24 protein-coding genes are annotated in these 25,507 nt (G+C 59.1%); 2 read left to right on the top strand and 22 right to left on the bottom strand.

The window, feature by feature from the left end:
• Positions 1–235: 235 nt before the first annotated feature.
• From ATU_RS17195 to ruvC, 21 genes are all read right to left on the bottom strand, one after another.
• A complete protein-coding gene (locus tag ATU_RS17195; RefSeq protein WP_035258159.1) occupies positions 236–1,315 on the bottom strand; it encodes a Tim44 domain-containing protein in 1,080 nt (359 codons plus the stop codon).
• Positions 1,316–1,540: 225 nt separating this feature from the next.
• A complete protein-coding gene (gene serA, locus ATU_RS17200) occupies positions 1,541–3,136 on the bottom strand; it encodes a phosphoglycerate dehydrogenase (RefSeq protein WP_006310291.1) in 1,596 nt (531 codons plus the stop codon).
• Positions 3,137–3,219: 83 nt separating this feature from the next.
• Positions 3,220–4,398, bottom strand: coding sequence for a phosphoserine transaminase (locus tag ATU_RS17205; protein ID WP_010973268.1), 1,179 nt, complete (start codon positions 4,396–4,398; stop codon positions 3,220–3,222).
• Between the two features lie 213 nt (positions 4,399–4,611).
• Positions 4,612–5,457 carry an outer membrane protein gene (locus tag ATU_RS17210; RefSeq protein ID WP_010973269.1) on the bottom strand — a complete coding sequence of 282 codons (846 nt, stop codon included), beginning with the start codon at positions 5,455–5,457 and terminating at the stop codon, positions 4,612–4,614.
• A 188-nt stretch (positions 5,458–5,645) separates the two neighbouring features.
• Positions 5,646–6,998 carry a phosphoglucosamine mutase gene (gene glmM, locus ATU_RS17215; protein WP_010973270.1) on the bottom strand — a complete coding sequence of 451 codons (1,353 nt, stop codon included), beginning with the start codon at positions 6,996–6,998 and terminating at the stop codon, positions 5,646–5,648.
• Between the two features lie 188 nt (positions 6,999–7,186).
• Positions 7,187–9,133, bottom strand: a complete 1,947-nt coding sequence (ftsH, locus tag ATU_RS17220; RefSeq protein WP_006310285.1) for an ATP-dependent zinc metalloprotease FtsH — start codon at positions 9,131–9,133, stop codon at positions 7,187–7,189.
• 154 nt (positions 9,134–9,287) lie between these two features.
• Positions 9,288–10,619 (bottom strand): tRNA lysidine(34) synthetase TilS, encoded by a 1,332-nt coding sequence (gene tilS, locus ATU_RS17225; RefSeq protein WP_010973271.1) that lies wholly within the window; start codon positions 10,617–10,619, stop codon positions 9,288–9,290.
• A 24-nt stretch (positions 10,620–10,643) separates the two neighbouring features.
• A complete protein-coding gene (gene ybgF / locus ATU_RS17230) occupies positions 10,644–11,648 on the bottom strand; it encodes a tol-pal system protein YbgF (RefSeq protein WP_035258157.1) in 1,005 nt (334 codons plus the stop codon).
• Between the two features lie 158 nt (positions 11,649–11,806).
• A complete protein-coding gene (gene pal, locus ATU_RS17235; protein ID WP_006310278.1) occupies positions 11,807–12,340 on the bottom strand; it encodes a peptidoglycan-associated lipoprotein Pal in 534 nt (177 codons plus the stop codon).
• 210 nt (positions 12,341–12,550) lie between these two features.
• Positions 12,551–13,858 carry a Tol-Pal system beta propeller repeat protein TolB gene (tolB, locus tag ATU_RS17240; RefSeq protein ID WP_010973273.1) on the bottom strand — a complete coding sequence of 436 codons (1,308 nt, stop codon included), beginning with the start codon at positions 13,856–13,858 and terminating at the stop codon, positions 12,551–12,553.
• 20 nt (positions 13,859–13,878) lie between these two features.
• Complete coding sequence (locus ATU_RS17245) at positions 13,879–15,033, bottom strand: hypothetical protein (RefSeq protein WP_010973274.1); 1,155 nt, start codon at positions 15,031–15,033, stop codon at positions 13,879–13,881.
• A 9-nt stretch (positions 15,034–15,042) separates the two neighbouring features.
• Entirely contained in the window at positions 15,043–15,501 is a 459-nt protein-coding gene (gene tolR, locus ATU_RS17250) for a protein TolR (protein WP_006310275.1), read from the bottom strand.
• Positions 15,502–15,559: 58 nt separating this feature from the next.
• Positions 15,560–16,279 carry a protein TolQ gene (tolQ, locus tag ATU_RS17255; RefSeq protein ID WP_006310274.1) on the bottom strand — a complete coding sequence of 240 codons (720 nt, stop codon included), beginning with the start codon at positions 16,277–16,279 and terminating at the stop codon, positions 15,560–15,562.
• 261 nt (positions 16,280–16,540) lie between these two features.
• Entirely contained in the window at positions 16,541–16,981 is a 441-nt protein-coding gene (gene ybgC / locus ATU_RS17260; RefSeq protein WP_010973275.1) for a tol-pal system-associated acyl-CoA thioesterase, read from the bottom strand.
• A complete protein-coding gene (locus ATU_RS26925; protein WP_266020460.1) occupies positions 16,978–17,109 on the bottom strand; it encodes a hypothetical protein in 132 nt (43 codons plus the stop codon). Before ATU_RS26925 ends, ybgC begins: the two co-directional genes overlap by 4 nt.
• Positions 17,106–17,633, bottom strand: a complete 528-nt coding sequence (locus ATU_RS17270) for an NUDIX hydrolase (RefSeq protein ID WP_010973276.1) — start codon at positions 17,631–17,633, stop codon at positions 17,106–17,108. Before ATU_RS17270 ends, ATU_RS26925 begins: the two co-directional genes overlap by 4 nt.
• The gene (locus ATU_RS17275) at positions 17,633–18,211 is read right to left on the bottom strand and encodes a DinB family protein (protein ID WP_010973277.1); all 579 of its coding nucleotides are present in this window, start codon (positions 18,209–18,211) and stop codon (positions 17,633–17,635) included. The genes ATU_RS17270 and ATU_RS17275 overlap by 1 nt, the downstream gene beginning before the upstream one ends.
• 35 nt (positions 18,212–18,246) lie before the next feature.
• The gene (locus ATU_RS17280; RefSeq protein ID WP_010973278.1) at positions 18,247–18,465 is read right to left on the bottom strand and encodes a hypervirulence associated TUDOR domain-containing protein; all 219 of its coding nucleotides are present in this window, start codon (positions 18,463–18,465) and stop codon (positions 18,247–18,249) included.
• A gap of 52 nt (positions 18,466–18,517) precedes the next feature.
• On the bottom strand, positions 18,518–19,558 hold the full coding sequence (ruvB, locus tag ATU_RS17285) for a Holliday junction branch migration DNA helicase RuvB (protein WP_006314740.1): 1,041 nt from the start codon (positions 19,556–19,558) through the stop codon (positions 18,518–18,520).
• 86 nt (positions 19,559–19,644) lie between these two features.
• A complete protein-coding gene (ruvA, locus tag ATU_RS17290) occupies positions 19,645–20,262 on the bottom strand; it encodes a Holliday junction branch migration protein RuvA (protein WP_010973279.1) in 618 nt (205 codons plus the stop codon).
• Positions 20,263–20,289: 27 nt separating this feature from the next.
• The gene (gene ruvC / locus ATU_RS17295) at positions 20,290–20,802 is read right to left on the bottom strand and encodes a crossover junction endodeoxyribonuclease RuvC (RefSeq protein WP_004445748.1); all 513 of its coding nucleotides are present in this window, start codon (positions 20,800–20,802) and stop codon (positions 20,290–20,292) included.
• Positions 20,803–21,048: 246 nt separating this feature from the next.
• Here ruvC and ATU_RS17300 point away from each other — a divergent pair, with 246 nt between their 5' ends.
• Together ATU_RS17300 and ATU_RS17305 are read left to right on the top strand one after the other, a co-directional pair.
• The gene (locus tag ATU_RS17300; protein ID WP_010973280.1) at positions 21,049–23,358 is read left to right on the top strand and encodes a methyl-accepting chemotaxis protein; all 2,310 of its coding nucleotides are present in this window, start codon (positions 21,049–21,051) and stop codon (positions 23,356–23,358) included.
• A 146-nt stretch (positions 23,359–23,504) separates the two neighbouring features.
• Positions 23,505–24,506: an LLM class flavin-dependent oxidoreductase gene (locus ATU_RS17305; RefSeq protein WP_006314735.1), complete on the top strand. Its 1,002-nt coding sequence runs from the start codon at positions 23,505–23,507 to the stop codon at positions 24,504–24,506.
• 86 nt (positions 24,507–24,592) lie between these two features.
• Here ATU_RS17305 and ATU_RS17310 read toward each other — a convergent pair whose 3' ends face one another.
• Complete coding sequence (locus ATU_RS17310) at positions 24,593–25,339, bottom strand: YebC/PmpR family DNA-binding transcriptional regulator (RefSeq protein WP_010973281.1); 747 nt, start codon at positions 25,337–25,339, stop codon at positions 24,593–24,595.
• Between the last annotated feature and the right edge of the window lie 168 nt (positions 25,340–25,507).

The raw sequence follows: 25,507 nt of genomic DNA on the forward strand, positions 1-25,507 counted from the left end.
GCGATTCCGTGGAGCGAAGCAGCCATGCGCGGTTGATATGCCTCGGCTTTGAGAGTGTAAAGCCTTGCATAGCAATGCGAAGCAAAAAATTGCAGCAGGCAGATGCCGAGATGTCGTCGGTAAAATTTTGCCGTCGTTTTTCGCCGATCCGAGACGGTAATCCGGGCGGAAATAAAAGAGGCCCGGAGCTATGAAGATCCGGGCCGAATATTTTTAAAAGAGCGACGACGATTTCTCAGGCGGCGGCCTGAATGGCGGCGACCTGCCAGTTGTCGTTGCCGGGGCGGCGAACGAAGGTCCACATTTCCACCGCTTCGGAAGGCTTGTGCTCGTCACCCTCGATAACCTTGCCAGAGGTGCGATCACGCATGATGTCGATGGCGGAGTAACGCATGGCCACAGTCGCGTAATCCTGGCCCTCTTCGTGCCAGGCTTCTGCAACATCGCCCTGCAGCAGCGTCACGTCGCGGACGTCGTTTTTCACACCGCTGGTGGCATTGTCGCTCAGTTCCTCGGCCAGATAGGACATGGCTTCCGGCGTCGTCAGCTTGCGCAACGTGCCGTAGTCCTCGGCACCATAAGCCGACTGAACGTCTTGCAGCATCTTCTGGAAGGTTTCGAGGTCACCCTGGGTGATACCGATTTCATCGCCTTCCGATACGGCATTGGCGTGCGGTGCCGGCTTGGCTGTGGCGGCCGCCGCAGCAGTTGCACCACCCGCAGCACCGGCAAGCGCGCCGATCTTCGGAATCTTGAACGAGGATGCGGAAGGACCGGCCTGCGAACCCCCATTAAAGGACGAGCCGGAATGATCCGTGCGCTGCGACCCACCGGCCGAGCCATAAGCAGGCTGGCCCTGACGACGCGATGCGAAGAAACGCATGGCGAGCATGATGAGACCGCCGATAAGCAACCCCTGCAACAACATGCCGAAGAAACCGGCCATGCCGCCAAAACCGCCGCCCATCAGCATGCCGAACAGGCCGCCCATCAACAGGCCGCCCATCAGACCACCCATCATGCCGCCGAAGAGGCCACGGCTCTGCTGGGGCGCTGCCTGCGCACCCGGACGAGCCGGCTGGGCAGCATTGGGCGCTGCCTGGTTGGTATTGGGGGTCATGCTGCGGTTGATCGGCGCGGTCTGGCCGGGCGCAGTGCTTGTCGAAGGCGGAGCCGAATAGGTCCGCGTGCCGCGGCTGCCGAAACCGCCGCTGGCGCGGCGTGCCTCTGCCATGTCAACCGCCACGAAAGATACCGCGATACCAAGCGCGGCGACTGCGAACAAACCCTTGAAGCGCCGAAAGGCAGCAAACATCACTATCTCCTGTTGGCCGCCCTCCCATGAGCAGCATCTCAGCAGGCGATATAGCAACTCATGATCATCATTTTTAGACCACCCGGCTTAAATTTTTTGTGATATGCAACCGAAGCGCGATACCGGCTTGTTTCGTTATCAATCTGGTGGCCGGAAAACCAAAAAACCCGGCACAGGGTTTCCCCTGCACCGGGCCTTATTGTCCCCTTGGGAGGAACGATAAGATCAGTCGACGTTAAACGTCAGCGGCTTGACCTGGCGGATCGCCGAGTTGGCGCGCAGCTTGTCGAGTACCTCTTCGGAAACCGGACCATCGACATAAAGAAGCGCGATGGCGTCGCCGGCTTCTTTTTCACGGCCAAGCTGGAAGTTGGCGATGTTGACGCCAGCCTCGCCGAGCGTGGTGCCCATGAAGCCGATCATGCCGGGAACGTCGGTGTTGGTGATGTAGATCATGTGCGATCCGACATCGGCATCCATGTTGATGTTCTTGATCTGGATGAAGCGCGGCTTGCCATCCGAGAACACCGTGCCGGCAACCGAGCGGATCTGGTTTTCCGTCTTCACCGTCAGCTTGATGTAGCCGTCATAAACGCCGGTCTTGTCACGCTTGACTTCGGAGAGGATGATACCCTTTTCCTTGATCATGACTGGTGCGGAAACCATGTTCACATCGGCAACCTGGCTGCGGATGAGGCCGGCAAGCAACGCGCTGGTCAATGCCTTGGTGTTCATGTTGGCGGTTGCGCCATCATAAAGGATTTCGATTTCCTTGGTGGCGCTTTCCTGCACCTGACCGACGAAAGAGCCGAGAACATCCGCGAGACGGATGAAGGGCTTCAGGCGCGGCGCTTCTTCAGCCGTGATCGACGGCATGTTGATGGCGTTGGAAACGGCACCCTTGACGAGGTAATCCGACATCTGCTCGGCAACCTGCAGGGCAACATTTTCCTGCGCTTCCGTGGTCGAAGCGCCAAGATGCGGCGTGCAGACGACGTTTGGCAGACCGAAAAGCGGGCTTTCGGTGGCGGGTTCGACTTCGAACACGTCGAAACCGGCGCCGGCGACATGGCCAGACTTGATGGCTTCGGCAAGGGCTGCTTCATCCACCAGACCACCACGGGCGCAGTTGACGATGCGCACGCCCTTCTTGGTCTTGGCCAGATTTTCAGCATTGAGAATGCCGCGGGTCTTGTCGGTCATCGGCACGTGCAGGGTGATGAAATCGGCCTGCGCCAGCAGCTCGTCCAGCTCAACCTTGGTGACGCCCATTTCCTGCGCGCGCTCCGGCGACAGGAAGGGATCGTAGGCTAGAACGTGCATCTTGAGGCCAAGAGCGCGCGAGCAGACGATGCCGCCGATATTGCCGGCACCGATGACGCCGAGCGTCTTGCCGGTGATTTCGACACCCATGAATTTCGACTTTTCCCACTTGCCGGCCTGCGTGGAGCTATCGGCGGCCGGAAGCTGGCGCGCGACGGCAAACATCAGGGCGATGGCATGTTCGGCAGTGGTGATGGAGTTGCCGAACGGCGTGTTCATGACGATGATGCCGCGACGCGAGGCAGCCGGAATATCGACATTGTCGACGCCGATGCCGGCGCGGCCGATGACCTTCAGATTGGTCGCAGCCTCGATCAGCTTTTCGGTCGCCTTGGTGGCGGAACGAATGGCCAGACCATCATAATTGCCGATGATTTCGGCAAGTTTGTCCTTGTCCTTGCCAAGCTTCGGCTGGAAATCGACTTCGACGCCACGATCACGGAAAATCTGGACGGCGGTTTCCGACAGTTCGTCGGATACGAGTACGCGAGGTGCCATGGTTTACGGGCTCCTTGAAAAGCGGTGCAGTTTTGAAAGCGGGGAATATGCGGCCCTGCATCAGCGCAGGGCCGGTATCAAAATCAGGCGGCAGCCTTGGAAAGTGCTGCCTTCTGCGTCTGGTAAGCCCAGGCAAGCCAAGGCATGACAGCTTCCATATCGGCCGTCTCGATGGTGGCGCCGGCCCAGATGCGCAGACCGGACGGGGCGTCACGGTAAGCGCCGATATCGAGGGCGACATTTTCCTTTTCGAGCAGGGCAACGATGCCCTTGGCGAAATCGGCCTGCGCGGCTGCGTCCAGCGCCTGCACCTCGGGATCGACGATCTTCAGGCAGACGGAGGTGTTGGAGCGGGTTTCCGGCTTGACGGCCAGATTGGCGATCCAGTTGTTCTTCTCGATGAAGTCGTAGATGACCTTGGCATTGGCATCGGCACGGCCGATCAGCGCTTTGAGACCACCGAGGTTCTTCGCCCACAGCAGGGCGTCGATATAGTCCTCAACGCAGAGCATGGAGGGCGTATTGATCGTTTCGCCGGTGAAGATGCCTTCGATCAGCTTGCCGCCGGAGACCATGCGGAAGATTTTCGGCAGCGGCCAGGCCGGCGAATAGCTCAGCAGGCGCTCAACGGCACGCGGCGACAGAATGATGACGCCGTGGCCACCCTCACCGCCCAGAACCTTCTGCCAGGAGAAGGTGACGACGTCGAGTTTCGTAAAGTCCATATCCTGTGCGAAGGCCGCCGAGGTGGCGTCGCAGATGGTCAGGCCCTTGCGGTCAGCAGGAATGAAATCGGCATTGGCAACGCGAACGCCAGACGTCGTGCCGTTCCAGGTGAAAACCACGTCACGGTCAAAATCGACCTCGGCGAGGTTCGGCAGCAGGCCATAATCGGCCTCGAACTTGCGGACGTCCTTCAGTTTCAGCTGCTTGACGACGTCGGTGACCCAGCCGGCACCGAAGCTTTCCCAGGCGAGCATATCGACGCCGCGTTCACCGAGCAGCGACCAGAGCGCCATTTCAACGGCGCCGGTGTCGGATGCGGGAACGATGCCGATGCGATAATCAGCGGGAACATTGAGAATTTCACGGGTGAGATCGATGGCCTGCTTCAGCTTGGCTTTGCCAACCTTGGCGCGATGCGAGCGGCCGAGCGGCGCATCGGAGAGAGCATCTAGCGACCAACCGGGACGCTTCGAGCAGGGACCAGAAGAGAAATGCGTATTGCCCGGACGGAGGTCCGGCTTCATTATATCTGTCATTTGACTACCCTTTCAGATAGGCGCCTCTCGTTAGGGAGAGGTGTCCTGCCGCCGTTGCTATTCCTGTCGCCGGCCTCCGTCAAGCGGAATATGTCGCTACGTATGGAAATTTTAGTCCATATGCGTCATGCGACGCGATTAATGCCGCCAAAACGAAAACCGCCCGCACCCGGAGGATGCGGACGGTTTGAAACTACCAGCTGGGCGTGACGTTTATTTATAAACGGCAGGCTGCAGCGGAATATCGGCAGGCGGCATGTATTGTGCAGTATCGCAGCCATTGAAGACATAACGGCCACCGACACGCACTTCGTGCGAATAAAGGCCCTTGTCACGGCCCGGACCGCCGCCATTCTCATAAGCGAACATGTCGCCCTTGTTGATGTGGCGGAAACGATAGCCGATATCGGCCTTCAGGTTACAGGTGACGTCGATGGAGGCACCGGCCATCAGGGCGTAAGCGAAGCGCCACTTGCCCTTGCCGCCGTGCTCGGTGGTCGGGTCGCAGCCGAGCCCATTAACGCTGCACGATGTGTTGCGCAGCTTATCCCATTTCACGTAGGAGCCACCAATACCACCACCAACATAAGGCGTGATACTGCCATAGGTGCCGAGATCAACATAGGCGTTGGCCATCAACGTATAAGCGCTCAGCGAGCTAAGATCAGCCGAGACGCAGCGACCGGGAACAGAACCGCAGAAGCCGCTCGTGGAGCCGCGGAAATCCGATTTACCCATATAGTCGAGGGTCACGTCACTGCGGAAATAGTTGTTGAACTGATAACCGACACCACCGCCGATGACATAGCTGTCCTTGATCGTCGCGGTATCGAAGTCCTGCAGATATCCACCCGGACCACCCTGATAATAATGGGCGCCGCGCAGCTTGTTGAAGGAATAACCGACGTCGCCGCGCAGGTACCAGCCACTCGCCTGGGTGACGGTCACTTCGGGTGCATCGACATAGGCAGGTGCTGGCTCGGCTTGATAAAGATCGGCAGCAATAGCACTGGTGCCGGTCAGCAGGACGGCCAGAAATCCGGCCAGGGCGTTTTTCATGACTTCCACTCCAGAAGAGGCACGTGCGTTTTCGGCAGCAGATGCCAGTGAACTGTTCAGTCATGGAGATTGACGTAAAATGGTTAAGTCCCGATTAACCACGATGATTCACTATATTTATTAGCAAATACTCAAAGAAAAAGCCGGCTCGACGGCCGGCTTTTGTCTTTCGTTACTGTCACGGCAACTCACGCGGCCGAGCGGGCACTGGAGATGACGCCGACGAGATCGTTGACGATCTTTTCCACCTTTGCGCTATCGTCGCCCTCCGCCATGACGCGGATCAGCGGCTCCGTGCCGGAAGGGCGGATGACGAGGCGGCCATTATTGGCCAGCGCGCTTTCCGCATCGGCAATCGCCTGCAGCACGATGGGATTTTCCAGCGGTTTACCGCCGGAAATACGCACATTCTTCAGAAGCTGCGGCACGGGCTCGAACTTGCGACACACTTCGCTGACCGTGAGGCCGGAGCGCTTGACCTTGGCGAGAACCTGCAAGGCCGCCACCAGACCATCTCCCGTCGTACCGTAATCCGAAAGCACGATATGGCCGGACTGCTCACCGCCGACGTTGAAATTGTGGTTGCGCATATGCTCGACGACATAGCGGTCGCCAACCTTGGTGCGGGCAAGGGTGAGGCCCTTATCGCCGAGGAAACGTTCCAGACCGAGATTGGACATGACGGTCGCCACGATGCCACCGCCGCGCAATGTGTTGTCGGCGGCCCAGCTATCGGCGATGACAGCCATCAACTGGTCGCCATCGACGATCTCGCCGCGCTCATCAACGATGATGACGCGGTCCGCATCGCCATCGAGCGCGATGCCGATATCGGCGCGGACCTCATGCAGCTTTTTCTGCAGTGCTTCAGGATGGGTGGAGCCACATTCGAGATTGATATTGATGCCATTCGGCTCATTGCCGATGGTGACGACTTCAGCACCCAGTTCCCAGAGTGCTGCGGGTGCCACCTTGTAGGCGGCACCATTGGCGCAGTCGATGGCGATCCTCAACCCGCTCAGCGTCACATCGCGCGGCAGGGTGCGTTTGACGAATTCGATATACCGGTAGATGTCGCCATCGACACGCTTGGCGCGGCCGATTTCGGCCGGCTTGGCCAGCTGGGCATAAATATCCTTGTCGAGAAGATCCTCGATCTCCAGCTCCAGCTCATCGGAGAGCTTATAGCCATCGGGACCGAAAAGCTTAATCCCGTTATCGGAGAATGGGTTGTGCGAGGCGGAGATCATCACACCGATATCCGCGCGCAGCGAGCGGGTGAGCATGGCAACGGCCGGCGTTGGGATAGGGCCGAGCAGGAAGACATCGAGACCGGCTGCAGTGAAACCGGCAACCAGCGCGTTTTCCAGCATATAACCGGAAAGGCGCGTATCCTTGCCGATCACGACACGATGGCGATGATGGCCGCGGCGGAAAATCGTTCCGACGGCGATACCTACGCGCATCGCTAGGTCAGGTGTCATGGGAAAGACGTTCGATTGTCCGCGGATACCATCGGTTCCGAAATAACGGCGTGCCATTTGAACTCCAAATCTCTCGGGCATTCCGGCGAACGATAAAAATAGCCGGAAGCGTTTTGGCTAGATGCCACAAACCACGATAAACAGCACGTAAATTAGCGCAAAAATGGCTTATATGTTGTTACCAAAATGAAAAGGCCACCCGGAAACCCGGATGGCCTTTTACAATCATTCGTTCGCGCAGGCGATCAATGCGGCTGCGGCTCCATGCCGCCTTCGGCCTCGCCATCGCCCTTGGCTTCACTCGGGCCGTCCTTCTTGGCGCCAGCTTTCGGCACAGCCGAACCACGGCTGCCGGGCGAATCGTCACCCAGATCACGAGCGGGCTTTTCGCCCCTCAGCAACGCCTTGATCTCTTCACCCGTCAGGGTCTCATATTCGAGAAGACCCTCTGCAATTGCGACAAAGCCATCGTGGTTGTCCGTGAGGATACGCCGTGCTTCGGTGTAAGCCTCGTCGATCAGACGGCGGACTTCGGTATCGATCGTCTGGGCCGTTGCCTCGGAGACGTTCTTCGACTGCGAGACGGAATGACCAAGGAACACTTCCTGCTGGTTTTCACCATAAGCCACCTGACCGAGAGCGTCGGAGAAGCCCCATTGCGTAACCATGGCGCGGGCAAGCTTGGTGGCTTGCTCGATGTCAGAAGACGCGCCAGACGTGATGTTCTCCTTGCCGAAGGTCAATTCCTCGGCAACGCGTCCACCCATCATGATCACAAGGCGCGATACCATCCACTTGTAGCTCATGGAATAGCGGTCGCCTTCCGGCAGCTGCATCACCATGCCGAGTGCACGGCCGCGCGGAATGATCGTCGCCTTGTGCAGCGGATCGGCCACGGCAACCTTCAGCGCAGTAATCGCATGACCGGCCTCATGATAGGCGGTCAGCTTCTTTTCGGCTTCGGTCATGGCGGAGGAGCGGCGTTCCGCACCCATCATGATCTTGTCCTTGGCGTCTTCGAACTCCTGCATGGTGACCACGCGCTTGTTGCGGCGGGCGGCCATGAGGGCGGCTTCGTTGACGAGGTTCATCAGATCCGCACCCGAAAAGCCGGGCGTACCGCGGGCCAGAATCTTGAGATCGACATTCGGCGCCAGCGGCACGTTGCGAACGTGAACCTTGAGGATGCGCTCGCGGCCGACAATATCCGGGTTCGGCACGACGACCTGACGGTCGAAACGGCCGGGACGCAGAAGCGCGGGGTCAAGAACATCAGGACGGTTGGTAGCGGCGATGAGGATGATGCCTTCATTCGCCTCAAAGCCATCCATCTCGACCAACAGCTGGTTCAGCGTCTGTTCGCGTTCGTCGTTACCGCCACCAAGACCGGCGCCACGATGGCGGCCGACGGCGTCGATTTCGTCGATGAAGATGATACAGGGTGCGTTCTTCTTGGCTTGCTCGAACATGTCACGCACGCGGCTTGCACCGACGCCGACGAACATTTCAACGAAGTCCGAACCGGAAATCGTGAAGAACGGCACGTTGGCTTCGCCGGCGACGGAGCGGGCGAGAAGCGTCTTACCGGTGCCCGGAGGCCCGACCAGCAGCACGCCGCGCGGAATCTTACCGCCAAGACGCTGGAACTTCTGCGGATCGCGCAGGAATTCCACGATTTCCTCGAGATCCTGCTTGGCTTCGTCCACGCCTGCGACGTCGTCAAACGTCACGCGGCCGTGGGCTTCCGTCAGAAGCTTGGCCTTTGATTTGCCAAAGCCCATCGCACCACGCGAACCGCCCTGCATCTGCCGCATGAAGAACAGCCAGACGCCGAGGATGAGGAACATAGGCAGAAGCGTGCCGAGATAGCTCAGGAAACCCGAGGAGCCGTCGCTTTCCGGACGCGCCACGATGGTGACGTTCTTGCTCTGCAAGCGCTCCATCAGGCTGTCGTCAATGACGGGGGAATAGGTCTGAAAGGCCGTGCCGTTTTCGGTATAGGTTCCGAGAACCCGGTTACCGGTGACGGTCACGTCGCGAACTCGCCCGGAATCCACGTCACGAATAAACTGGGAATACGGAATCTCCCGTGAACCCGTTTGCGTCGGCGACGTCTGGAACATGCTGAACAGCGCGATCAGCAACAGGGCGATCACGGCCCACAAGGCGAAATTTCTGAAATTTGGGTTCATTGAACTCCCCGAACTCACACGGACATATCTGCTGCCCGCCATTATGTGCCCCTAACATAAGGACGACATATGCTGTTGCCAAGGCAAAGCGCATTATCTGATGCGTTTTGGTGTAAAAACTATTCCATGGCAATTCACGAAAAAGAGGCCGGATTTAAACCGGGGGCTGTGGGTAGGCCGGCCGGCCGAATAAATTGGCGATTGCATTCGCCAACTCAAGGTCGAAACGCGGCAGGAAAAGATCGAAAGGGGCAAGCCTGGGCGTGATGGCAACCTCAGGCGTGGAAACCCATCCTTCGGCCGCTGCGGCAATTTGCGGCAGACCCGCCATTGCCGGTTTCACCACCCCGGAGGGCGCGGACGGAAAAAGCGCTGCGGCCTGGGCAGCGGTACCCACCCTCCCCGCCGCAACGTTAATTGGAAAGTCCGATCCGTTTTTAACCAGGAAACGATCATCCCAAACGGCCTGCCCGGAGGATTCGATCTGAAGCTCCGGCAGGTTTCGCTGCTCGCGGAAAATATAAAGCCCGTCCCGCCGGCGGTCGAGCAAAACCCGGCCAACCGTCATCCGCCCGGTTTCACCTGTCTTGAGGAAGCGCAGAACACGCTCCATGCTGCTTGCCGCCGGGAAATAGGATCTACCACCGAGTGCGGCGATCAATGCCGCCAGCCCATGCCGAAACTCGGGAAGATCGGGATTGACGTCGTCGTCGGCCAATCTGGCAAGGGCGGCATGAAAAACCTGCGCACGTTCGCGCAGGAAAACGGCTGTTCTTTCAGAGAGCATCTGCCTTCTGACGGCAGTGCTGTCATCAAGCGCGATCGGAGAGTGAGGCAGCGTCTGGCGTACACGGACACGCTCATATCTGATATTTTCATTGCTCGGATCATCCAGCCAATGCCGCGAGCGTGACGACACGTAATCGCGGATTACCTGTCTCTCACAGGCAAGGAATGGCCGCATGATCCAGAGATGTGCATCGTATAAGACCGCATCCGCCATGCCGGAAAGGCCGAGATTGTCACTGCCGCCGCTGCGGGCGGCGCGCATCGCCACGGTTTCGCGCTGGTCGCCAATCGTATGTCCGCTCACAACAAGATCGGCGCCTATCTCACGGGCAACATCGGCAATCAGGCGATAACGCGCAAGCCGGGACGCCTCGGAAAGGCCGGAGGCCGGTTTGGGCCCATCCCATCGGCGTGTGGTGTGGGGAATTCCGAGTTCGGCGCAGAGCATCGCAACCTTACGTGCCTCATCGGCGGATTCTGGTCTCAGCGCATGATCAACCGTGACGGCGGAAAGTCTCAAACCGTCGTCATCAGCCGCTTTTGCTTCTTGTAATGCCAGCAACAGGCCGGTGGAGTCGCTGCCGCCTGAGATTGCAACGAGAATATGGGTGGGTTTCCGGAGGCTTTCGACAAAAGCACTCGCCGCGGCAAGCGGCGCAACTGTCTTTTCATTGGGAGTGCGGGCATCAACCGGCATGGAACACCCGCGACGCAGGAAAAATCAGCAGCTCAACCGCTTCTGTTCGCTGGCAACCTTGCTCAGCACGGTCTTCGAGGCATTGGGATAACGCTTCGGCACCTCGCGCAGCGTGGCACAGGCGGTTTCGGTATTGTCGAGAGCAGCGAGCGACATACCGAGCTTCATCAGCATTTCCGGCGCCTTCGGAGATTTACCATAGGTCTGATGACCGTTGAGGAAGGTCTTCGCCGCCTCATTGAACTTGCCCTGGGAGTACTGCGCTTCACCCAACCAAAAACTCGCATCCGCGGCCTTCGTGCCCTTGGGATAACCCTGCAGATACTGCTGGAAACCCTGTTCTGCCAGCTTGTAGTCGCCGGAAAGCACATGGCCATAAGCGGCCTGATAGATATCGCCCTCGCTGGTCAGCGCCGCCGTGTTGACAGGATCGGTCTTGCGGGTGCCGTTACCGGTGGTGACGCCCGGAAGGCTGCCGGAGGAATTGTTGGCGCCCTGGTTCAGCGTGCCGCCCACAGGCATGCCCTTGGAATCAAGCTCGATGGAGCCAAGCGTCGTTTCTCCCGGCGCAGCTGTCGAAGCGCTGGAGGACGGGGGCGGAGAAACGGAAGCGCCACCCTGGGGTGGCGTTTCGATGATCGTTGCAACGTCGTCGGTCGGCGGCGTGGCCGGATTGACCGGACTGGCTTCCGCCTTCTTTTTCGGTGCAGCAGTCGGGCTTGCACCCTTGCCGCCTTCCAGTTCCTGGAAGCGGAACTCGTTGTCTTCCTGCGCCTTGCGGATCGTTTCCTGCATCTGCAGAAGCTGGAAGCTCATTTCTTCGATACGGCCGTTGAGCTGCCGGATCTGTTCCTCAAGCTGCTGAACCTTATAGGCTTCATTGGCCTGAACCCGCACAATCGGGGGCTGCTGAGAGTTGATCGTGCCGAAGCTACCCCCCGCACCGAACAGCGGACCCGAAACGGCTGTGCCGCTCAAGCCGGTGCAGGCTGCAAGCCCCAGCATTCCCGCCACGACAAGTTTCTTCATCTCATTCGTCCTGCCTTAACTGATTTGCACCGGAATGGCGCAAGCCGGATTTTTTCCATATCAACCGAAAAAGCAACTTAACTTCGGCCAAACTATGAAAAAAACGAAAGGCGGCCCGAAGACCGCCTTTCATTCTCGTTCACAATCACGTCAGGCAATTACATGCCCGCGCCACCGAGAACCGTCACAGCGCGGCGGTTCTGGGACCAGCAGGAAATGTCGTCGCAAACTGCGACCGGCTTTTCCTTGCCGTAGGAGATCGTCTTCATGCGGCTGGCCGGAACGCCCTGGGAAGCCAGGAAGTCACGGGTTGCGGCGGCACGACGGGCGCCGAGCGCCAGGTTGTATTCACGCGTACCGCGTTCGTCGGCATGGCCTTCGACGGTGATAGCGTAGTTCGGGTAACGGGACAGCCACTGGGCCTGGCGCTGCAGGGTCTGCTGGGCGTCGGCGCGGATCGAAGTGGAGTCGGTGTCGAAGAAGATGCGGTCGCCGACATTGACCGTGAAGTCCTGCTGGGAGCCCGGCGTTGCGGAGCCAGCGCCACCAAGGCCGAGTTCACCGGCGCTGTTCGGCATGTTCTTCTTGTTCGCGCAGCCTGCGAGAGCAAGCGCGAGCGTCATGGCGATGACAGCCGGGTTACGGGCCAGTTTCTGCATGGGGCTGAGTGCCGAAATGTTTGTACGGCTCATCGCCGGTCTCTCCTTAGGATTTCAATAACGTTGCTGGACACTAACTGATCGCGGTTAATAGCCGACAAACGCTTATGGTTAACAGAAAGGAAATGTCCCGCTTTTTTGCTCCCTCACAACACTTTGCGGCAAGAAAGAGGCGCACGTCCCTGTGGTATCAAGTAAAACATGACGGCGCCGGTTCATGCCGGCGCCGTCATGGCAGTCATATCAGTCCAGAAGCGGCGACCAGGCCGGATCCGAAGCGAAGGTCGGCGTCTTGATGAGCTGTTCGTTGTAGCCCGTCAGGTCGATCGAATAGAGCTGCGGACCACCGGCTCCGGCGTTCTGGCGGAAGAACATCAGCACGCGGCCGTTCGGTGCCCAGGTGGGGCCTTCATTGTGGAAGCCGCTGGTCAGGATGCGCTCACCCGAACCGTCGGTCTTCATCACGCCAATCGAGAACTTGCCGCCAGACTGCTTGGTGAAGGCAATAAGATCGCCACGCGGAGACCATACCGGCGTGGAATAGGAACCATCACCGAAGGAGACACGCTGCTGGCCGGAGCCGTCGGCATTCATGACGTAGATTTGTTGGCGGCCACCGCGGTCGCTTTCAAAGGCGACACGCTGACCGTCCGGCGAATAGGAAGGCGCGGTATCGATCGCCGCCGTATTCGTCAGGCGCGTCGTGGTGCGCGAGCGAAGGTCCATGGTGTAGATATTGGCGTTGCCATCTTGCTGAAGGCTCATGATGACCTTCTGACCATCAGGCGAAAAGCGCGGTGAGAACGTCATGCCGGGGAAATTACCCACCACTTCACGCTGTCCGGTTTCCAGCTGCAGCAGGTAAACGCGCGGCTGCTGGCCTTCGAAGGACATGTAGGTGACTTCCTGACGGTTTGGCGAAAAACGCGGCGTCAGCACGATGTCGTTCGAATTGGTGAGGTTGCGGACGTTGAAACCGTCCTGATCCATGATCGACAGCTGGCGCTTGCGGGCCGTCTTTGGACCGCTTTCGGAAACGAAAACGACGCGGGTGTCGAAGTAGCCCTTTTCACCGGTGACGCGCTCATAGATGGCATCGGCGATGATATGGGCGACACGACGCCAGTTTTCCGGCTGGGTGAAGAATTGCTGTCCAGACAACTGCTGGCCGGCGAAAGTATCCCACAGGCGGAATTCGGCACGCAGACGACCGTCGCTCTCACGCGTCACTCGGCCGGTGACGAGCGCCTGTGCGTTGATGACCTTCCAGTCCTCGAAACGCGGCTGCTGATCCGGATTGCTGATCTTTTCAATGAAGGCGTTCTTGTTGACCGGCGCAAAAAGGCCGGAACGCTGCAGGTCGGCGGCGATGACGGCCGATACCTGCGCACCGATGCCATCGCTCGACATGAAGTCGGTGATGGCGATGGGCAAGGGCTCGACGTTACCCTTGTTGATGTTGATTTCCACCCGCGCAAAAGCCGGTGCGGAGAAAACCGACATGAGGGCCGCGATAGCGAGCACCAGCCGGATCGGCGAAAATATCTTCATGTTGCCAGGCCTTTCAGCATTCATAGCAATTCACTGGGATCGAAGTTCACAACGACTTCGTTCCATGCATCATATTTGTCGGCAGGAAGGTTCGTGAACGGAGCAGAACGCATGATGGCACGATAAGCTCCGCCGGAAAGAGCACGGCGCGTTCCCTCGGAACCGCCCGTTGCTTCAATCTCGGGCCGACCGATGATGGTTCCATCACGGTCAAGCTTCATGGTGACGCGGACGCGCACGTCAGCGGCATCCGCCATGCCGGGAATGATCTGCCAGTTCTTCTGGATCGCGCCGCGAAGCGCATCCATTTCCGTCTGGCTGAGCGTCGAGCCACCGGTCGATTTTTTCCCACCGAGCGACGCCGTCTGTGTCGATCGCTTCGCCCCGCCACCGGAAGGGGCTTGCTTGTTCAACAGCGCAGCAACATCGTCGGCGTTGAAATCGCTTTCCTTGGACGAAGCGGATTTCGCAGTTTCCTGCTTCTTCTCGCCCGGCTTCTTGTCGGAAGGCTTGTCGGTGGACTTTGCCTGGTCCGGCTTCTTTTCAGCCGGTTTTTCGGCTGGCTTCTGCTCGGCTGGCTTGGTCTCGGCCTGCTTCGGTGGTTCGGGGCGGGAATTCGGGCGCGGAACGTTCTGCGGCACGGGAATTTCGGCCGGCTCCTGCGTTGCCGGCGGCGGCTCTTCCGCCTTGGTTTCCTGCGGCGGCGGTTCCGGCTTCGGCTGCGGCGCTATTTCAGGCTTGGTCTGCGGCAAGGCGGCCATTTCCTGTGGCTTGGGGGCCGAGGTTTCTTCCTTGACGATTTCCTTCACCTCGTTCGCCTTGGTATCGACGACCGGCTGCGGCTTCTCCTGCTTGGGCGGAGCGGCTGCAGCAATATTGTCGTTGGGCTTGGTGGTCGGGGTCGGAGGCGCTTCGATGTCGGCTACATTGTTGCCGATATTCTGGGCGTTCGGGATGATGTCCGGACGCGTCGTCGGAACGGGGGCCGACTTTTCCGCTTTCGGCGCGTTTTTGTCGCCCTGCTGGATCTGGCTTAATTCTTCGATTGGCACCAGCTCCACCGGCAGAGCCTCAGCCTGCGACACGTCAAGCGGTTCCGGCGAGCCCAGGGAAACGAGGGCGAAAGCCAGAAGCGACGCATGCACGATCGCGGATGTGGTAAGGCTGCCCTTCATCGTTTTACGTCAATTGTCCTGTTTCTGCTGGGTTACGAGGCCAATGTTCTTGAAGCCTGCCGCCTGGATACGCGCCATCACGTCCGCAACCACGCCGTAAGCGGCAACGGAATCCGCCCGCACGAAGATGCGTTCGTTATATCCCGTGGTGGCGATCGCCTGCAGCTTGTCGGCCACTTCAGCCGCCTGGATTTCGGTTTCCTGCAAATGGATCTGGCCATTGGCATTGACGGAAATCGTGATCGGCTGCGTGTCCGAGTTCAAAGCGTTGGCAGAGGTCTGCGGCAGGTCGATCGGCACGCCGACCGTCATCATCGGCGCTGCCACCATGAAGATGATGAGCAGCACGAGCATGACGTCGACGAGCGGCGTCACGTTGATCTCGCTGATCGCGCCGCCTCTGCGCCGTCCGCCGCGCCCACCACGGCGTCCACCGGAACCGCCGCTGCCACCTGCTGACATACCCATATCATCTACTCCATTTTGCCTTGCGGCAAATTACTGCCCGGCATTCCATCGTGACCGCTTATTGGGCGGCTTGCCGCGTCTGAAGTTTTTCATCGATCTGGCGCGACAGGATCGCGGAGAACTCGTCGGCGAAACCCTCCATGCGGGCGGAAAGCTTGTGCGCGTCGGCCGTGAACTTGTTGTAGGCAATAACCGCCGGAATAGCCGCGACAAGGCCGATGGCCGTTGCCAGAAGCGCTTCGGCGATACCAGGCGCCACCACCGCAAGGTTGGTGGACTTTGAACCGGCAATCGCCTGGAACGAGGTCATGATACCGACGACCGTGCCGAAAAGACCGATGAACGGACCAGCCGAACCGATGGTCGCGAGTGAACCGAGGCGAGCCTCATATTGTTCGCCTTCACGGGCGATCGTCACGTCCATTGCCCGGTCGATACGCATCTGCAGACCGATGGGAGAACGCGCACCGCGTTCGAATGATTTCTTCCATTCCCGCATGGCGGAAACGAAAATTGCCGCAAGACCGACATTCTGGCGTTCTGCCAGCGTGCGGTAAAGTTCCTCGAGCGACTGACCCGACCAGAAGACCTGTTCGAACTGATCGAACTGGCGCTTTGCCTTGCCGAAGCTTACGTATTTGTCGAAGACGATCGCCCACGTCCAGACCGAGGCGGCGATAAGTCCGATCATCACGAACTTCACGATGAAGCCCGCCTGCATAAACAGCGCCCAGAGACTTACATCGTGCGTCGCCGCTGCCAAACCTGCCTGTTCCATAAATATCCAATCCCCGAATCCAAACGCCCGGTACGGGACCGGGCGATTCAAACGCGTGTTAACGCTCGAAGTCGTACGGCCGTAGCCGTTAACCCCTTTGCCATACCCCGATACTTGCCAGTAAGCCTTACTTGCCAATAAATTTGGTGAAAGGAAGGCGTGCGCCGCACAAATGCCAGTTGCTAAAGTAAGACACCATTATGGTTAAAGGAGTGTTACAGCCGGGCCACGCCGGGTGGATTTACTGGATGGGGCCGGCAATTACTTCAGGAATTTTTCCGCAACGGTCTCTGGAAGCCGCCTTGGCCGGCCCTTGGCATTGATGACGGCGATGATGACCTTGGCGGCGACAAGCAGCGTTTCGCCGCGCCGGACTTCCTGATTGAGCACCATTTTGGCGCCGCCCGCCTTCTCGGTCACGGTGGTGATGGTCAACACGTCATCCATCCGCGCCGGCGTCTTGAAATCGATCTCCATGCGATGAACGACGAAGACCAGACCTTCCTCGTCGGCGGTCAGAAGCGCGCTCTGTTCGCAGCCGAGGCAACGCAGGTAATCTGTCCGGCCGCGCTCGAGAAAATGCAGATAACGGGCGTGATAAACGAGACCGGAAAAATCCGTGTCCTCATAATAGACCCGCTGAGTCAGGCGGTGGCCATGGTCGATGAGTTCGCCCGAAAGCGGCACCACAAGCTCGCTCATAATGTCTCCTTGAGAATATCGGCCGCATCGAAATGGCCGCGCTGCTGAGCCACCACCCCTATCCGCATGCTGAAAAGCTGCGGTTTCCGGTCCAGCCGGATCGTGTGGCGTTCGGGCGCAGAAATCATTTATCGTCCAGATCGCCGTCGTGCCAGACGAGATGTCTTGTGGTCTGCGGCAGGTGTTCTATTTCGTCGGCGATGAAATAGGGCGGAATATCGAGCTCCGTCAATGCCTGCCGGGTTGCCGCGACCCAGCGGAACTCAAGCTCGTTATCGCCGTCCCGAACGCGGTGAATGATATCGCTTTGATGAAAGGCCAGCGTCTGCGGCAGGTCCATCAGGTAATAAAAGCCGAGTTCGTGCCAGTCCTTGCCTTCATAATGGAAGAAATTCTCCACCGCCCAGAGGAGCCGCCCGACCTTGGCCTCAACACCGAGTTCCTCGACCATTTCACGCGCCAGCGTTTCTTCGGAGCGCTCGCCCATTTCGGCGCGGCCGCCCGGAAAGGTCCAGAATTTTTCATGCGACGCCCGGTGCACCAGCACATGGCCATCACGGAAAGCAAGCCCCGCAACACGCATCTGGAAGATGCGCTTCGGCTTGAATTTCATGCGGATGCGGGTGTCCTGCGTTTTGCTATCATGCGTCATTATGCTGGCCTGCGGGCTGGAAACATCAAATCGTCTTCCTTCCACCCTAACGCATCCATCTCGTCTTTTCTCGCCTGCGCATCATCTCCCACAATGAATTCATCCAGTTGCGGCGGTTTTACCGCAGTGCCTGATAACATCGCATGCACTTGCCCGCGATGATGTGTCTGATGCTGGAAGAGATGGGAGAGGATATCATCGCGGCGATCCAGCTGGATGCGCTCGCCGCGGTGAATATTGACGAGCGCAGAGAGACCGTCTTCATCGAGCCCATCAACAAAGGCTATCAGCACCTCGTCAAGTTCCGTCTGGGCGCCGTGCAGCGCCGCCATGCTGGCGAAAGGCTGTTCCTCGGCAAAGGCGGCATACCCGAGTGTGCCGCCCTGCAGGGCATCGATATAAAAGCGGTCGACGGTATAGATGTGGTTCAGCGTTGCCCTGATGGTCGGGAAGAAACTGACGCGGCGAGCAACGAAGGCCTCCTGCGAAAGCTGAAGGCAAGCCCTGTGCAGCCGAAGATTGGCCAGCCGGTTGTTGCGAGCGTGTTTGCGGAAGACCCGCAGCGTATCGTAAGGCATCGGCGTCCCTTTATGACGTCTGATAACGGCGGCTTTCAATCGGCGTGTTCAAGCTCGGATTTGCTTTTCAGAACCTTCCCACCATCATCCTGCTCGATGAGGTAGGCGGGCTCGTCCTTGCTGGCCTTGCGCTTTATCCTGGAACCGGAAATCGTTTTTGCGACATCGTCGGTAAAGGTCTCGACGATTTTTCCCTCGCCGGTACCGTTGGCCCATTTCCAGCGAACCTTCGTACCTTTGCGATATCCGGACATCATCATCTCCTGATCAAAGACAATCAAATGCGGAGGTGCCAGGCTTGTTCCCTCAATCATCCTCCAGCGTCAGCCGGAACTGCGCCGCTTCCAGATCTTTCGGCGGCTGCAGGCCGAGATGTTTCCACGCCGTGGCGGTAAGAATCCGTCCGCGCGGCGTGCGCTGGATGAAACCCTGCTGGATCATATAGGGTTCGATAATGTCCTCGATGGCATCGCGCGGCTCCGAAAGACCGGCAGCGATGGTTTCGATGCCGACGGGACCACCACCGAAATTGACGGCGATCATGGTGAGATACCGCATGTCCAGCTGGTCGAGGCCCATATTGTCGACCAGAAGCCGCGTCAAAGCCTCGTCGGCGATCTCGCGGGTGACAGCCTCAGCCCGTGCCACTTCGGCAAAATCCCGCACCCGGCGCAAAAGCCGCCCGGCAATGCGCGGCGTGCCGCGTGCGCGCCTGGCGATTTCTCGCGCCCCGCCATCGGTCATATTGAGCCCCATCAGCCGTGCCCCGCGCCGAACGATCAGCTCCAGTTCGTCGACGGTGTAGAACGCCAGCCGGACGGGAATGCCGAAACGGTCGCGCAGGGGCGTCGTCAGCAGGCCGAGACGGGTGGTGGCGGCCACAAGCGTGAATTTGGAGAGATCGATCTTCACCGAACGCGCCGCCGGGCCCTCACCGATGATCAGATCGAGCTGGAAATCCTCCATGGCAGGATAGAGGATTTCCTCCACCGCCGGGTTGAGGCGGTGGATTTCATCGATGAAGAGAACGTCGCGCTCCTCGAGATTGGTGAGGAGGGCTGCGAGATCGCCCGCCTTCGCGATGACCGGCCCGGACGTGGACTTGAAGTTGACGCCAAGTTCCTTAGCCATGATCTGCGCCAGCGTCGTCTTGCCAAGGCCGGGCGGCCCTACGAACAGCACATGATCCAGCGCTTCGCCACGGTTCTTGGCAGCCTCGATGAAGACTTTGAGATTGGCGCGGGCTTCCGCCTGGCCGGTAAAATCATCCAGCGACTGCGGACGCAACGTGGTGTCGATATCCTCACCGCGCTTTTCCGGCGTAATCAGTCTGTCCGCATCGCTCATTCAGGGCATTCCATTATTCTGCTTGAGTTAATTAGGTGACCGCAGCCGCTATATCATGACTATCGCGACAACGCGTGTCACGAAATCTACCGCGAAAGCTCCTTCAAGCCGAGCCGGATGAGCTTGGCGCTGTCGCCGCCCTCCCCGCCATTTTTCAGCGCGGCGGCAACCGCATTGGCAGCCTGGTCGCGAGAATAGCCGAGATTGGTGAGCGCTGAGACAGCATCCGCGACCGGCGCGGAGGCAACACCCTCTCCAAGCTCCTGCTTGAGCCCGATGGAAGCGGAAGCGTCTCCCGCAAAGGCTGGCGCCTTGTTGCGCAACTCGGTCACGAGGCGAACGGCCACCTTGGGACCAATACCCGGCGCGCGTGAGATCATGGTTTTGTCTTGCAGCGCTATTGCATTGGCAAGTTCGGAAGGCGACAGCGTGGAAAGAACGGCAAGTGCCACTTTCGAGCCGACGCCCTGCACGCTTTGCAGCAGATTGAACCATTCCCGCTCCAGCGCCGAGACAAAGCCGAACAGCTTCAGCTGGTCTTCACGCACATAGGTTTCGATGAACAGGACAACCGCTTCCCCGACGGAGCCGATTTTCGACAAGGTGCGCGCCGAACAATAGGCGACGTAACAGACGCCATGCACATCCACCAGCACGTAATCCGCGCCGATTTCCTCGATGCTGCCTTTGAGTTTTCCGATCATGATGCCGCCCGCTCACTAAAAATGAAATTAACCGGCCGCCAGGAGCCGCCGCATCCTGTCACCGCCGCGATTATGGGCGTGGCAGATGGCGATGGCGAGCGCGTCCGCCGCATCGTTACCCTTGAATTCGGCCTTCGGCATCAGGATTTTCAGCATCATGTGAATCTGCTGCTTTTCGCCGTGCCCGACGCCGATGACGGCCTTTTTGACCGCATTTGGTGCATATTCAAAGACCGGCAATCCCGCCCGCGCCGGAACCAGCATGGCGATGCCGCGTGCCTGGCCGAGTTTCAGCGTGGCGACAGCATCCTTGTTCACGAAGGTCTGCTCCACGGCTGCTTCATCGGGCTGATGGCTGTGCACGATTTCCGCCAGCCCGTCATGCAGCTGGCAGAGCCGGGAGGCGAGGTCCATATCGCCATCCGACGTCACCGTGCCGGAGGCGACAAACCGCAGGCTGTTGCCGAGGGTGTCGATGACGCCCCAACCGGTGCGCCGCAGTCCTGGGTCGATGCCGATGATTCGAATCGTCTTTTGCATGAGTTACCTTATCTTTCCGGCTGCGACCCTGCCAGCGATAAGTGAACAAAACGACAACATTGCTCAAATTTGCAGTGCAGCATTTACCTCTGCTTAAACCGCCTACCGCATTGTTCTCCACAAAATCAAAAAGGGGAGCTGCGGACATGATGATCCGCAGCACAATAGTTTCGCCACATCAGCCGTCCGATGGCGCCATTCATGCATGGCGTGGGAACTGATCCGGCATTGAGGGCTGCATCGGCCATGCTAAACCGTTTTCATTCCATATCCACCAAGGTCCTCGTCATTTTCCTGGCGTTGATGGCGATCTCGACCGGGGCTCTGACGCTTCTCGGCTATCAGAGCAGCAGCGGCGTTCTCGAGGAGCAGGCGTCGAAATCCATGGAGAGCATTCTCGTTTTCCGCGGTGACATGCTTCAGGAGCGCCTGGAGCAGCTGAAGACGCAGGCGGATTCCATTGCCAAGATCGAATCCCTGCAGATGGCTGTCGTCTCCATGCGCAGCGGCTGGGCCACGGTGCAGAAGAACTCCGGTGACGCGAAGGCGGAATTGCAGCGCGTCTTCATCAAGGAAAACCCCTTCGGCGACAGGGAAAAGCTGATCAAGCCGGAAAGCCCCAGTGGCTTTTATTATTCCACCCATGAAAAGACTCAGACGGATATCGCCGGTTATCTCAAGGGAACGCCGTTCAACGACGTGCTCTTCATCGATCCCGCCGGTGCGGTCTATTATTCCTATCTCAAAGGACCGGCTTTCGGAGAAACCGTAACCTCTGGCGTCTGGACGGAAAGCGGCCTTGGCGCAGCCTTCGCGCGCGGCGCGGCGAATGCCGAAAAAGCGGTCAACGATGTCGCGCAGACCAGCTTCTCCGGGCTGCGGATCGATGCTGCGACAAAGGAGGCCGGGATTTATTTCGGCGTTCCGGTCGTGAAGTTTGGCGCGTTCAAGGGCATCGTTCTCTTCCGCGTCAAGGTGGACGTTTTCGGCCAGATTCTGACGAAAGGCATTGCGGCCGGCAGCTCGGAGCAATCAGCCATCATCGCGGCTGATGGCAAGGTTCTCGGCGTGGACGGCGAAAAGCTCGTCAGCCTCGACCCGGCCATTTACGGTTTCCATGGCGAAGCCCTGAACGCGACGGGCATGACCATTGCCAAGATCAACCGCGCGGATGGCGAAGCCAATGCCTATGCCCGCCCCTTTTCCTTCGCCGGTGAGAAATATCTCGCGGTGGAAAGCATGCTGCGCAGCGAGTTGAACGCAGGCTCCATCTCGATCGCCGGCACGCTGGCCGTGATCGGCCTCTGTGTTCTTGCTGCCATGTGTGCAGCGACAGCATTTTTTGCACGGCGCCTGTTCGCCCCGCTGGAGAAGCTGGCTGGGCTGACCGGCGAAGTCGCCGCCGGCCGTCTCGATGCCGAAATCGGCAATCAGGACCGGAACGACGAGATCGGCAGGATGGCGCGTGCGCTCGGCAGTTTCCGTGAAAAACTCATCCTGCAGCGGGACATGGAAGAGACCGCTTCGCGCACGCGGGAGGAGGCCGAGATGGCCCGGCGCGCGCATCTTGCCGAGCGCGAGGCCGAGGCCGGCACCCTGCAGATGGTCGTGCAGTCTCTGGATGAGGGGCTTGACCGGCTGGCGAACGGCAACCTCGCCTATCGCATAGAGACCATTTTCCCCGAGGATCTGGAAAGCCTGCGCCAGAACTTCAATACGGCACTTGCCCGGCTCAGCGAGACCATGGAGGCGATTGGCGGCAACTCCGCCGCCGTTCGTGGCGGCTCCGAGGAAATGCGGGTGGGGGCCGACCAACTGGCGGAACGCACCGAGCGGCAGGCGGCTTCCATCACCGAAACGGCAAGCGCCATCAAGGCGATTACCGAGGCCGTGCGCGACCAGATCGAACGCGCCGAACAGGCAACCCGGATCGCGCGCGACGCCAGCACGGAGGCAACGGCCTCCAGCCGCGTGATGGAGCAGACCATCGCTGCCATGGAGGCGATCCAGACCTCATCGCGCCAGATCAACCAGATCATCGGCGTCATCGATGAAATCGCCTTCCAGACCAACCTGCTCGCTTTGAACGCAGGTGTAGAGGCCGCCCGCGCGGGCGACGCAGGCAGGGGTTTTGCCGTCGTGGCGCAGGAAGTGCGCGAACTGGCGCAACGTTCGGCCGCTGCCGCGAAAGAAATCAGCAGCCTTTTGAAACGCTCCACCGACGAGGTTTCCGCCGGCGTGGTCCTGGTGGAAAAAGCCGGCGCTTCTTTGACCGGCATCGGCAAACATGTGCAGACCATCAGCACGCGCATCGAGGAGATCATGGAATCCACCCGCGAGGAAGCGCATACGCTCTCGGAAATCAACAGCACCGTCACCAGCCTCGATACCATGACCCAGCAGAATGCCGCCATGGTGGAAGAGACGACGGCGGCCATCCACAATCTCGCTTCCGAAGCCGGTGAAATGGACGGCAGGCTCGGAGAGTTCGTGCTGGCTTCAGAAAACGAAACAGTGCGGTATCACGAAAAGACACAATTCCGGCGGGCGGGCTGAGCCGGCCGGCGGACAAAAGGCAGGGGCCTCCTCGGAGAGGCCCCAATTTTTTTGAACCATCCATCAATTCTATGCGACTTCTCTGGTAAATCGGGACGCGCGCCTTACATCCGCAGCAAAGATTTGAATTTCTGCAGGAGCGTCCGATGATCCCCTTTTCCATTCTCGACCTTTCGCCGATCGGCGAAGGCGAGAGCGTCAGCGCGGCGCTCGAAAATTCCCGCCGCATGGCCATCAAGGCCGAAGAACACGGTTATAATCGCCTCTGGCTGGCAGAGCATCACGGCATGCCCGGCATTGCCAGTGCTGCAACCTCGCTGGTGATCGCCCATGTGGGTGCCGCCACCAAACATATCCGTGTCGGTTCCGGCGGCATCATGCTGCCCAACCACTCCCCGCTCGTCATTGCCGAGCAGTTCGGAACACTGGCGGCACTTCTGCCCGGTCGTGTCGATCTCGGCCTAGGCCGCGCTCCCGGAACCGATATGCGCACAGCGCGAGCCCTGCGCCGCAACCTCGATGCCGGCGCGGAAAATTTCCCGCACGATATCGTCGAACTCCAGCGTTACCTTGGCCCGCCGCAGCCGGATCAGGCGATCCTCGCCGTGCCCGGCATGAATTCCAACGTACCGCTCTGGCTGCTCGGCTCCAGCACCTACAGCGCGCATCTCGCCGCAGCACTCGGCCTGCCCTATTCCTTCGCCTCGCATTTTGCCCCTGATATGCTGATGGAGGCGATCCATATCTATCGCGAGCGTTTCCAGCCCTCCGAGGTGCTGGACAAGCCCTATGTGATGGTCGGTGTGATGGGTGTCGGCGCCGATACGGACGAAGAGGCGCAGCATCTCTTCACCTCGTCCCAGCAGCAATTCGTCAACCTGCGCCGCAATGTGCGCACGCAGTTTCCGAAACCGGTGCACAGCATGGACGATTACTGGAACGAGATGGAACGTTTCTCCGTCGAACACACGCTGCGTTTCGCCGCCGTTGGTTCACCCGAAACGATCGAGCGCCATCTCGACGGTTTTCTCGCTGAAACACAGGCGGATGAACTGATCGTTTCCATGCCGATCCATGACATCGAAAAGCGGCTGCGTTCCGTGGAAATTTTCGCCGATGTGCGGACCGCCATCCGAAAGGCAGCCTAGAATTTCTGGCATTTCCTGGAAATGCTTTAAACAAAAAAGCCCCGGAGCGATGTCGCTGCCGGGGCTTTTTCTTGAAAGATGAAACGTCAGGCGGAAAGCTTGGCGAGGATTTCTTCTGAGACTTCGAAGTTGGAATAGACGTTCTGCACGTCATCATCATCTTCGAGATTGTCGATGAGCTTCATCAGCGACTGCGCCTTTTCTTCGTCCACCGGCACCGTGTTCTGCGGCTTCCAGATGGCCTTGACGCTTTCGGCTTCGCCGAGCACGCCTTCCAGCGCCTTGGAAACCTCGTTCATTGCTTCGAAACCGCAGATGATGGTGTGGCCGTCTTCAGACGATTCGACATCATCGGCACCGGCTTCAATAGCTGCTTCCATGACCTTGTCGGCATCGCCGACTTCAGCCTTGTAGGTGATTTCACCAACGCGGTCGAAGGAGAAGGATACCGAGCCGGTTTCGCCGAGTGCGCCGCCGGCCTTGGTGAAGATGGAGCGCACGTTGGAAGCGGTGCGGTTGCGGTTGTCGGTCAGAGCCTCGACAACGACGGCGACACCGCCCGGACCGTAACCTTCGTAACGGACTTCATCGTAGTTCTCGCTGTCTGCGCCGGAAGCCTTCTTGATCGCACGCTCGATATTGTCTTTCGGCATGGACTGTGCCTTGGCGTTCTGGATTGCCAGACGCAGGCGCGCGTTCATGTTGGGGTCGGGCATGCCCGTCTTTGCCGCAACGGTGATTTCGCGTGCAAGCTTGGAAAACATTTTGGACCGAACGGAGTCCTGCTTGCCCTTGCGGTGCATGATGTTCTTGAACTGTGAATGACCAGCCATGGAAAACCCGATTGTCTTAATTTGGAGATTGCGGGCCTTATAAGTGCGATAAGCCTGTCGTTCAAGCCCGCAAGCACTTTCTCTTCCGCAAACAATAGAAGGAACTGATTTATCCGCTCCTCGTTCTGATCATGAACACGGCGGAAGAACCTTTGTTGTCTCTCCGTC

This window comes from Agrobacterium fabrum str. C58 (genome assembly GCF_000092025.1).
Lineage (GTDB): Bacteria > Pseudomonadota > Alphaproteobacteria > Rhizobiales > Rhizobiaceae > Agrobacterium > Agrobacterium fabrum.

Excerpts from the sequence above, each read along its gene's own strand:
- ATU_RS17195 (WP_035258159.1), bottom strand. The coding sequence starts at position 1,315 with ATGTTTGCTGCCTTTCGGCGCTTCAAGGGTTTGTTCGCAGTCGCCGCG.
- serA (WP_006310291.1), bottom strand. The coding sequence starts at position 3,136 with ATGGCACCTCGCGTACTCGTATCCGACGAACTGTCGGAAACCGCCGTC.
- ATU_RS17205 (WP_010973268.1), bottom strand. The coding sequence starts at position 4,398 with ATGACAGATATAATGAAGCCGGACCTCCGTCCGGGCAATACGCATTTC.
- ATU_RS17210 (WP_010973269.1), bottom strand. The coding sequence starts at position 5,457 with ATGAAAAACGCCCTGGCCGGATTTCTGGCCGTCCTGCTGACCGGCACC.
- glmM (WP_010973270.1), bottom strand. The coding sequence starts at position 6,998 with ATGGCACGCCGTTATTTCGGAACCGATGGTATCCGCGGACAATCGAAC.
- ftsH (WP_006310285.1), bottom strand. The coding sequence starts at position 9,133 with ATGAACCCAAATTTCAGAAATTTCGCCTTGTGGGCCGTGATCGCCCTG.
- tilS (WP_010973271.1), bottom strand. The coding sequence starts at position 10,619 with ATGCCGGTTGATGCCCGCACTCCCAATGAAAAGACAGTTGCGCCGCTT.
- ybgF (WP_035258157.1), bottom strand. The coding sequence starts at position 11,648 with ATGAAGAAACTTGTCGTGGCGGGAATGCTGGGGCTTGCAGCCTGCACC.
- pal (WP_006310278.1), bottom strand. The coding sequence starts at position 12,340 with ATGAGCCGTACAAACATTTCGGCACTCAGCCCCATGCAGAAACTGGCC.
- tolB (WP_010973273.1), bottom strand. The coding sequence starts at position 13,858 with ATGAAGATATTTTCGCCGATCCGGCTGGTGCTCGCTATCGCGGCCCTC.
- ATU_RS17245 (WP_010973274.1), bottom strand. The coding sequence starts at position 15,033 with ATGAAGGGCAGCCTTACCACATCCGCGATCGTGCATGCGTCGCTTCTG.
- tolR (WP_006310275.1), bottom strand. The coding sequence starts at position 15,501 with ATGGGTATGTCAGCAGGTGGCAGCGGCGGTTCCGGTGGACGCCGTGGT.
- tolQ (WP_006310274.1), bottom strand. The coding sequence starts at position 16,279 with ATGGAACAGGCAGGTTTGGCAGCGGCGACGCACGATGTAAGTCTCTGG.
- ybgC (WP_010973275.1), bottom strand. The coding sequence starts at position 16,981 with ATGAGCGAGCTTGTGGTGCCGCTTTCGGGCGAACTCATCGACCATGGC.
- ATU_RS26925 (WP_266020460.1), bottom strand. The coding sequence starts at position 17,109 with ATGATTTCTGCGCCCGAACGCCACACGATCCGGCTGGACCGGAAACCG.
- ATU_RS17270 (WP_010973276.1), bottom strand. The coding sequence starts at position 17,633 with ATGACGCATGATAGCAAAACGCAGGACACCCGCATCCGCATGAAATTC.
- ATU_RS17275 (WP_010973277.1), bottom strand. The coding sequence starts at position 18,211 with ATGCCTTACGATACGCTGCGGGTCTTCCGCAAACACGCTCGCAACAAC.
- ATU_RS17280 (WP_010973278.1), bottom strand. The coding sequence starts at position 18,465 with ATGTCCGGATATCGCAAAGGTACGAAGGTTCGCTGGAAATGGGCCAAC.
- ruvB (WP_006314740.1), bottom strand. The coding sequence starts at position 19,558 with ATGAGCGATGCGGACAGACTGATTACGCCGGAAAAGCGCGGTGAGGAT.
- ruvA (WP_010973279.1), bottom strand. The coding sequence starts at position 20,262 with ATGATCGGAAAACTCAAAGGCAGCATCGAGGAAATCGGCGCGGATTAC.
- ruvC (WP_004445748.1), bottom strand. The coding sequence starts at position 20,802 with ATGCAAAAGACGATTCGAATCATCGGCATCGACCCAGGACTGCGGCGC.
- ATU_RS17300 (WP_010973280.1), top strand. The coding sequence starts at position 21,049 with ATGCTAAACCGTTTTCATTCCATATCCACCAAGGTCCTCGTCATTTTC.
- ATU_RS17305 (WP_006314735.1), top strand. The coding sequence starts at position 23,505 with ATGATCCCCTTTTCCATTCTCGACCTTTCGCCGATCGGCGAAGGCGAG.
- ATU_RS17310 (WP_010973281.1), bottom strand. The coding sequence starts at position 25,339 with ATGGCTGGTCATTCACAGTTCAAGAACATCATGCACCGCAAGGGCAAG.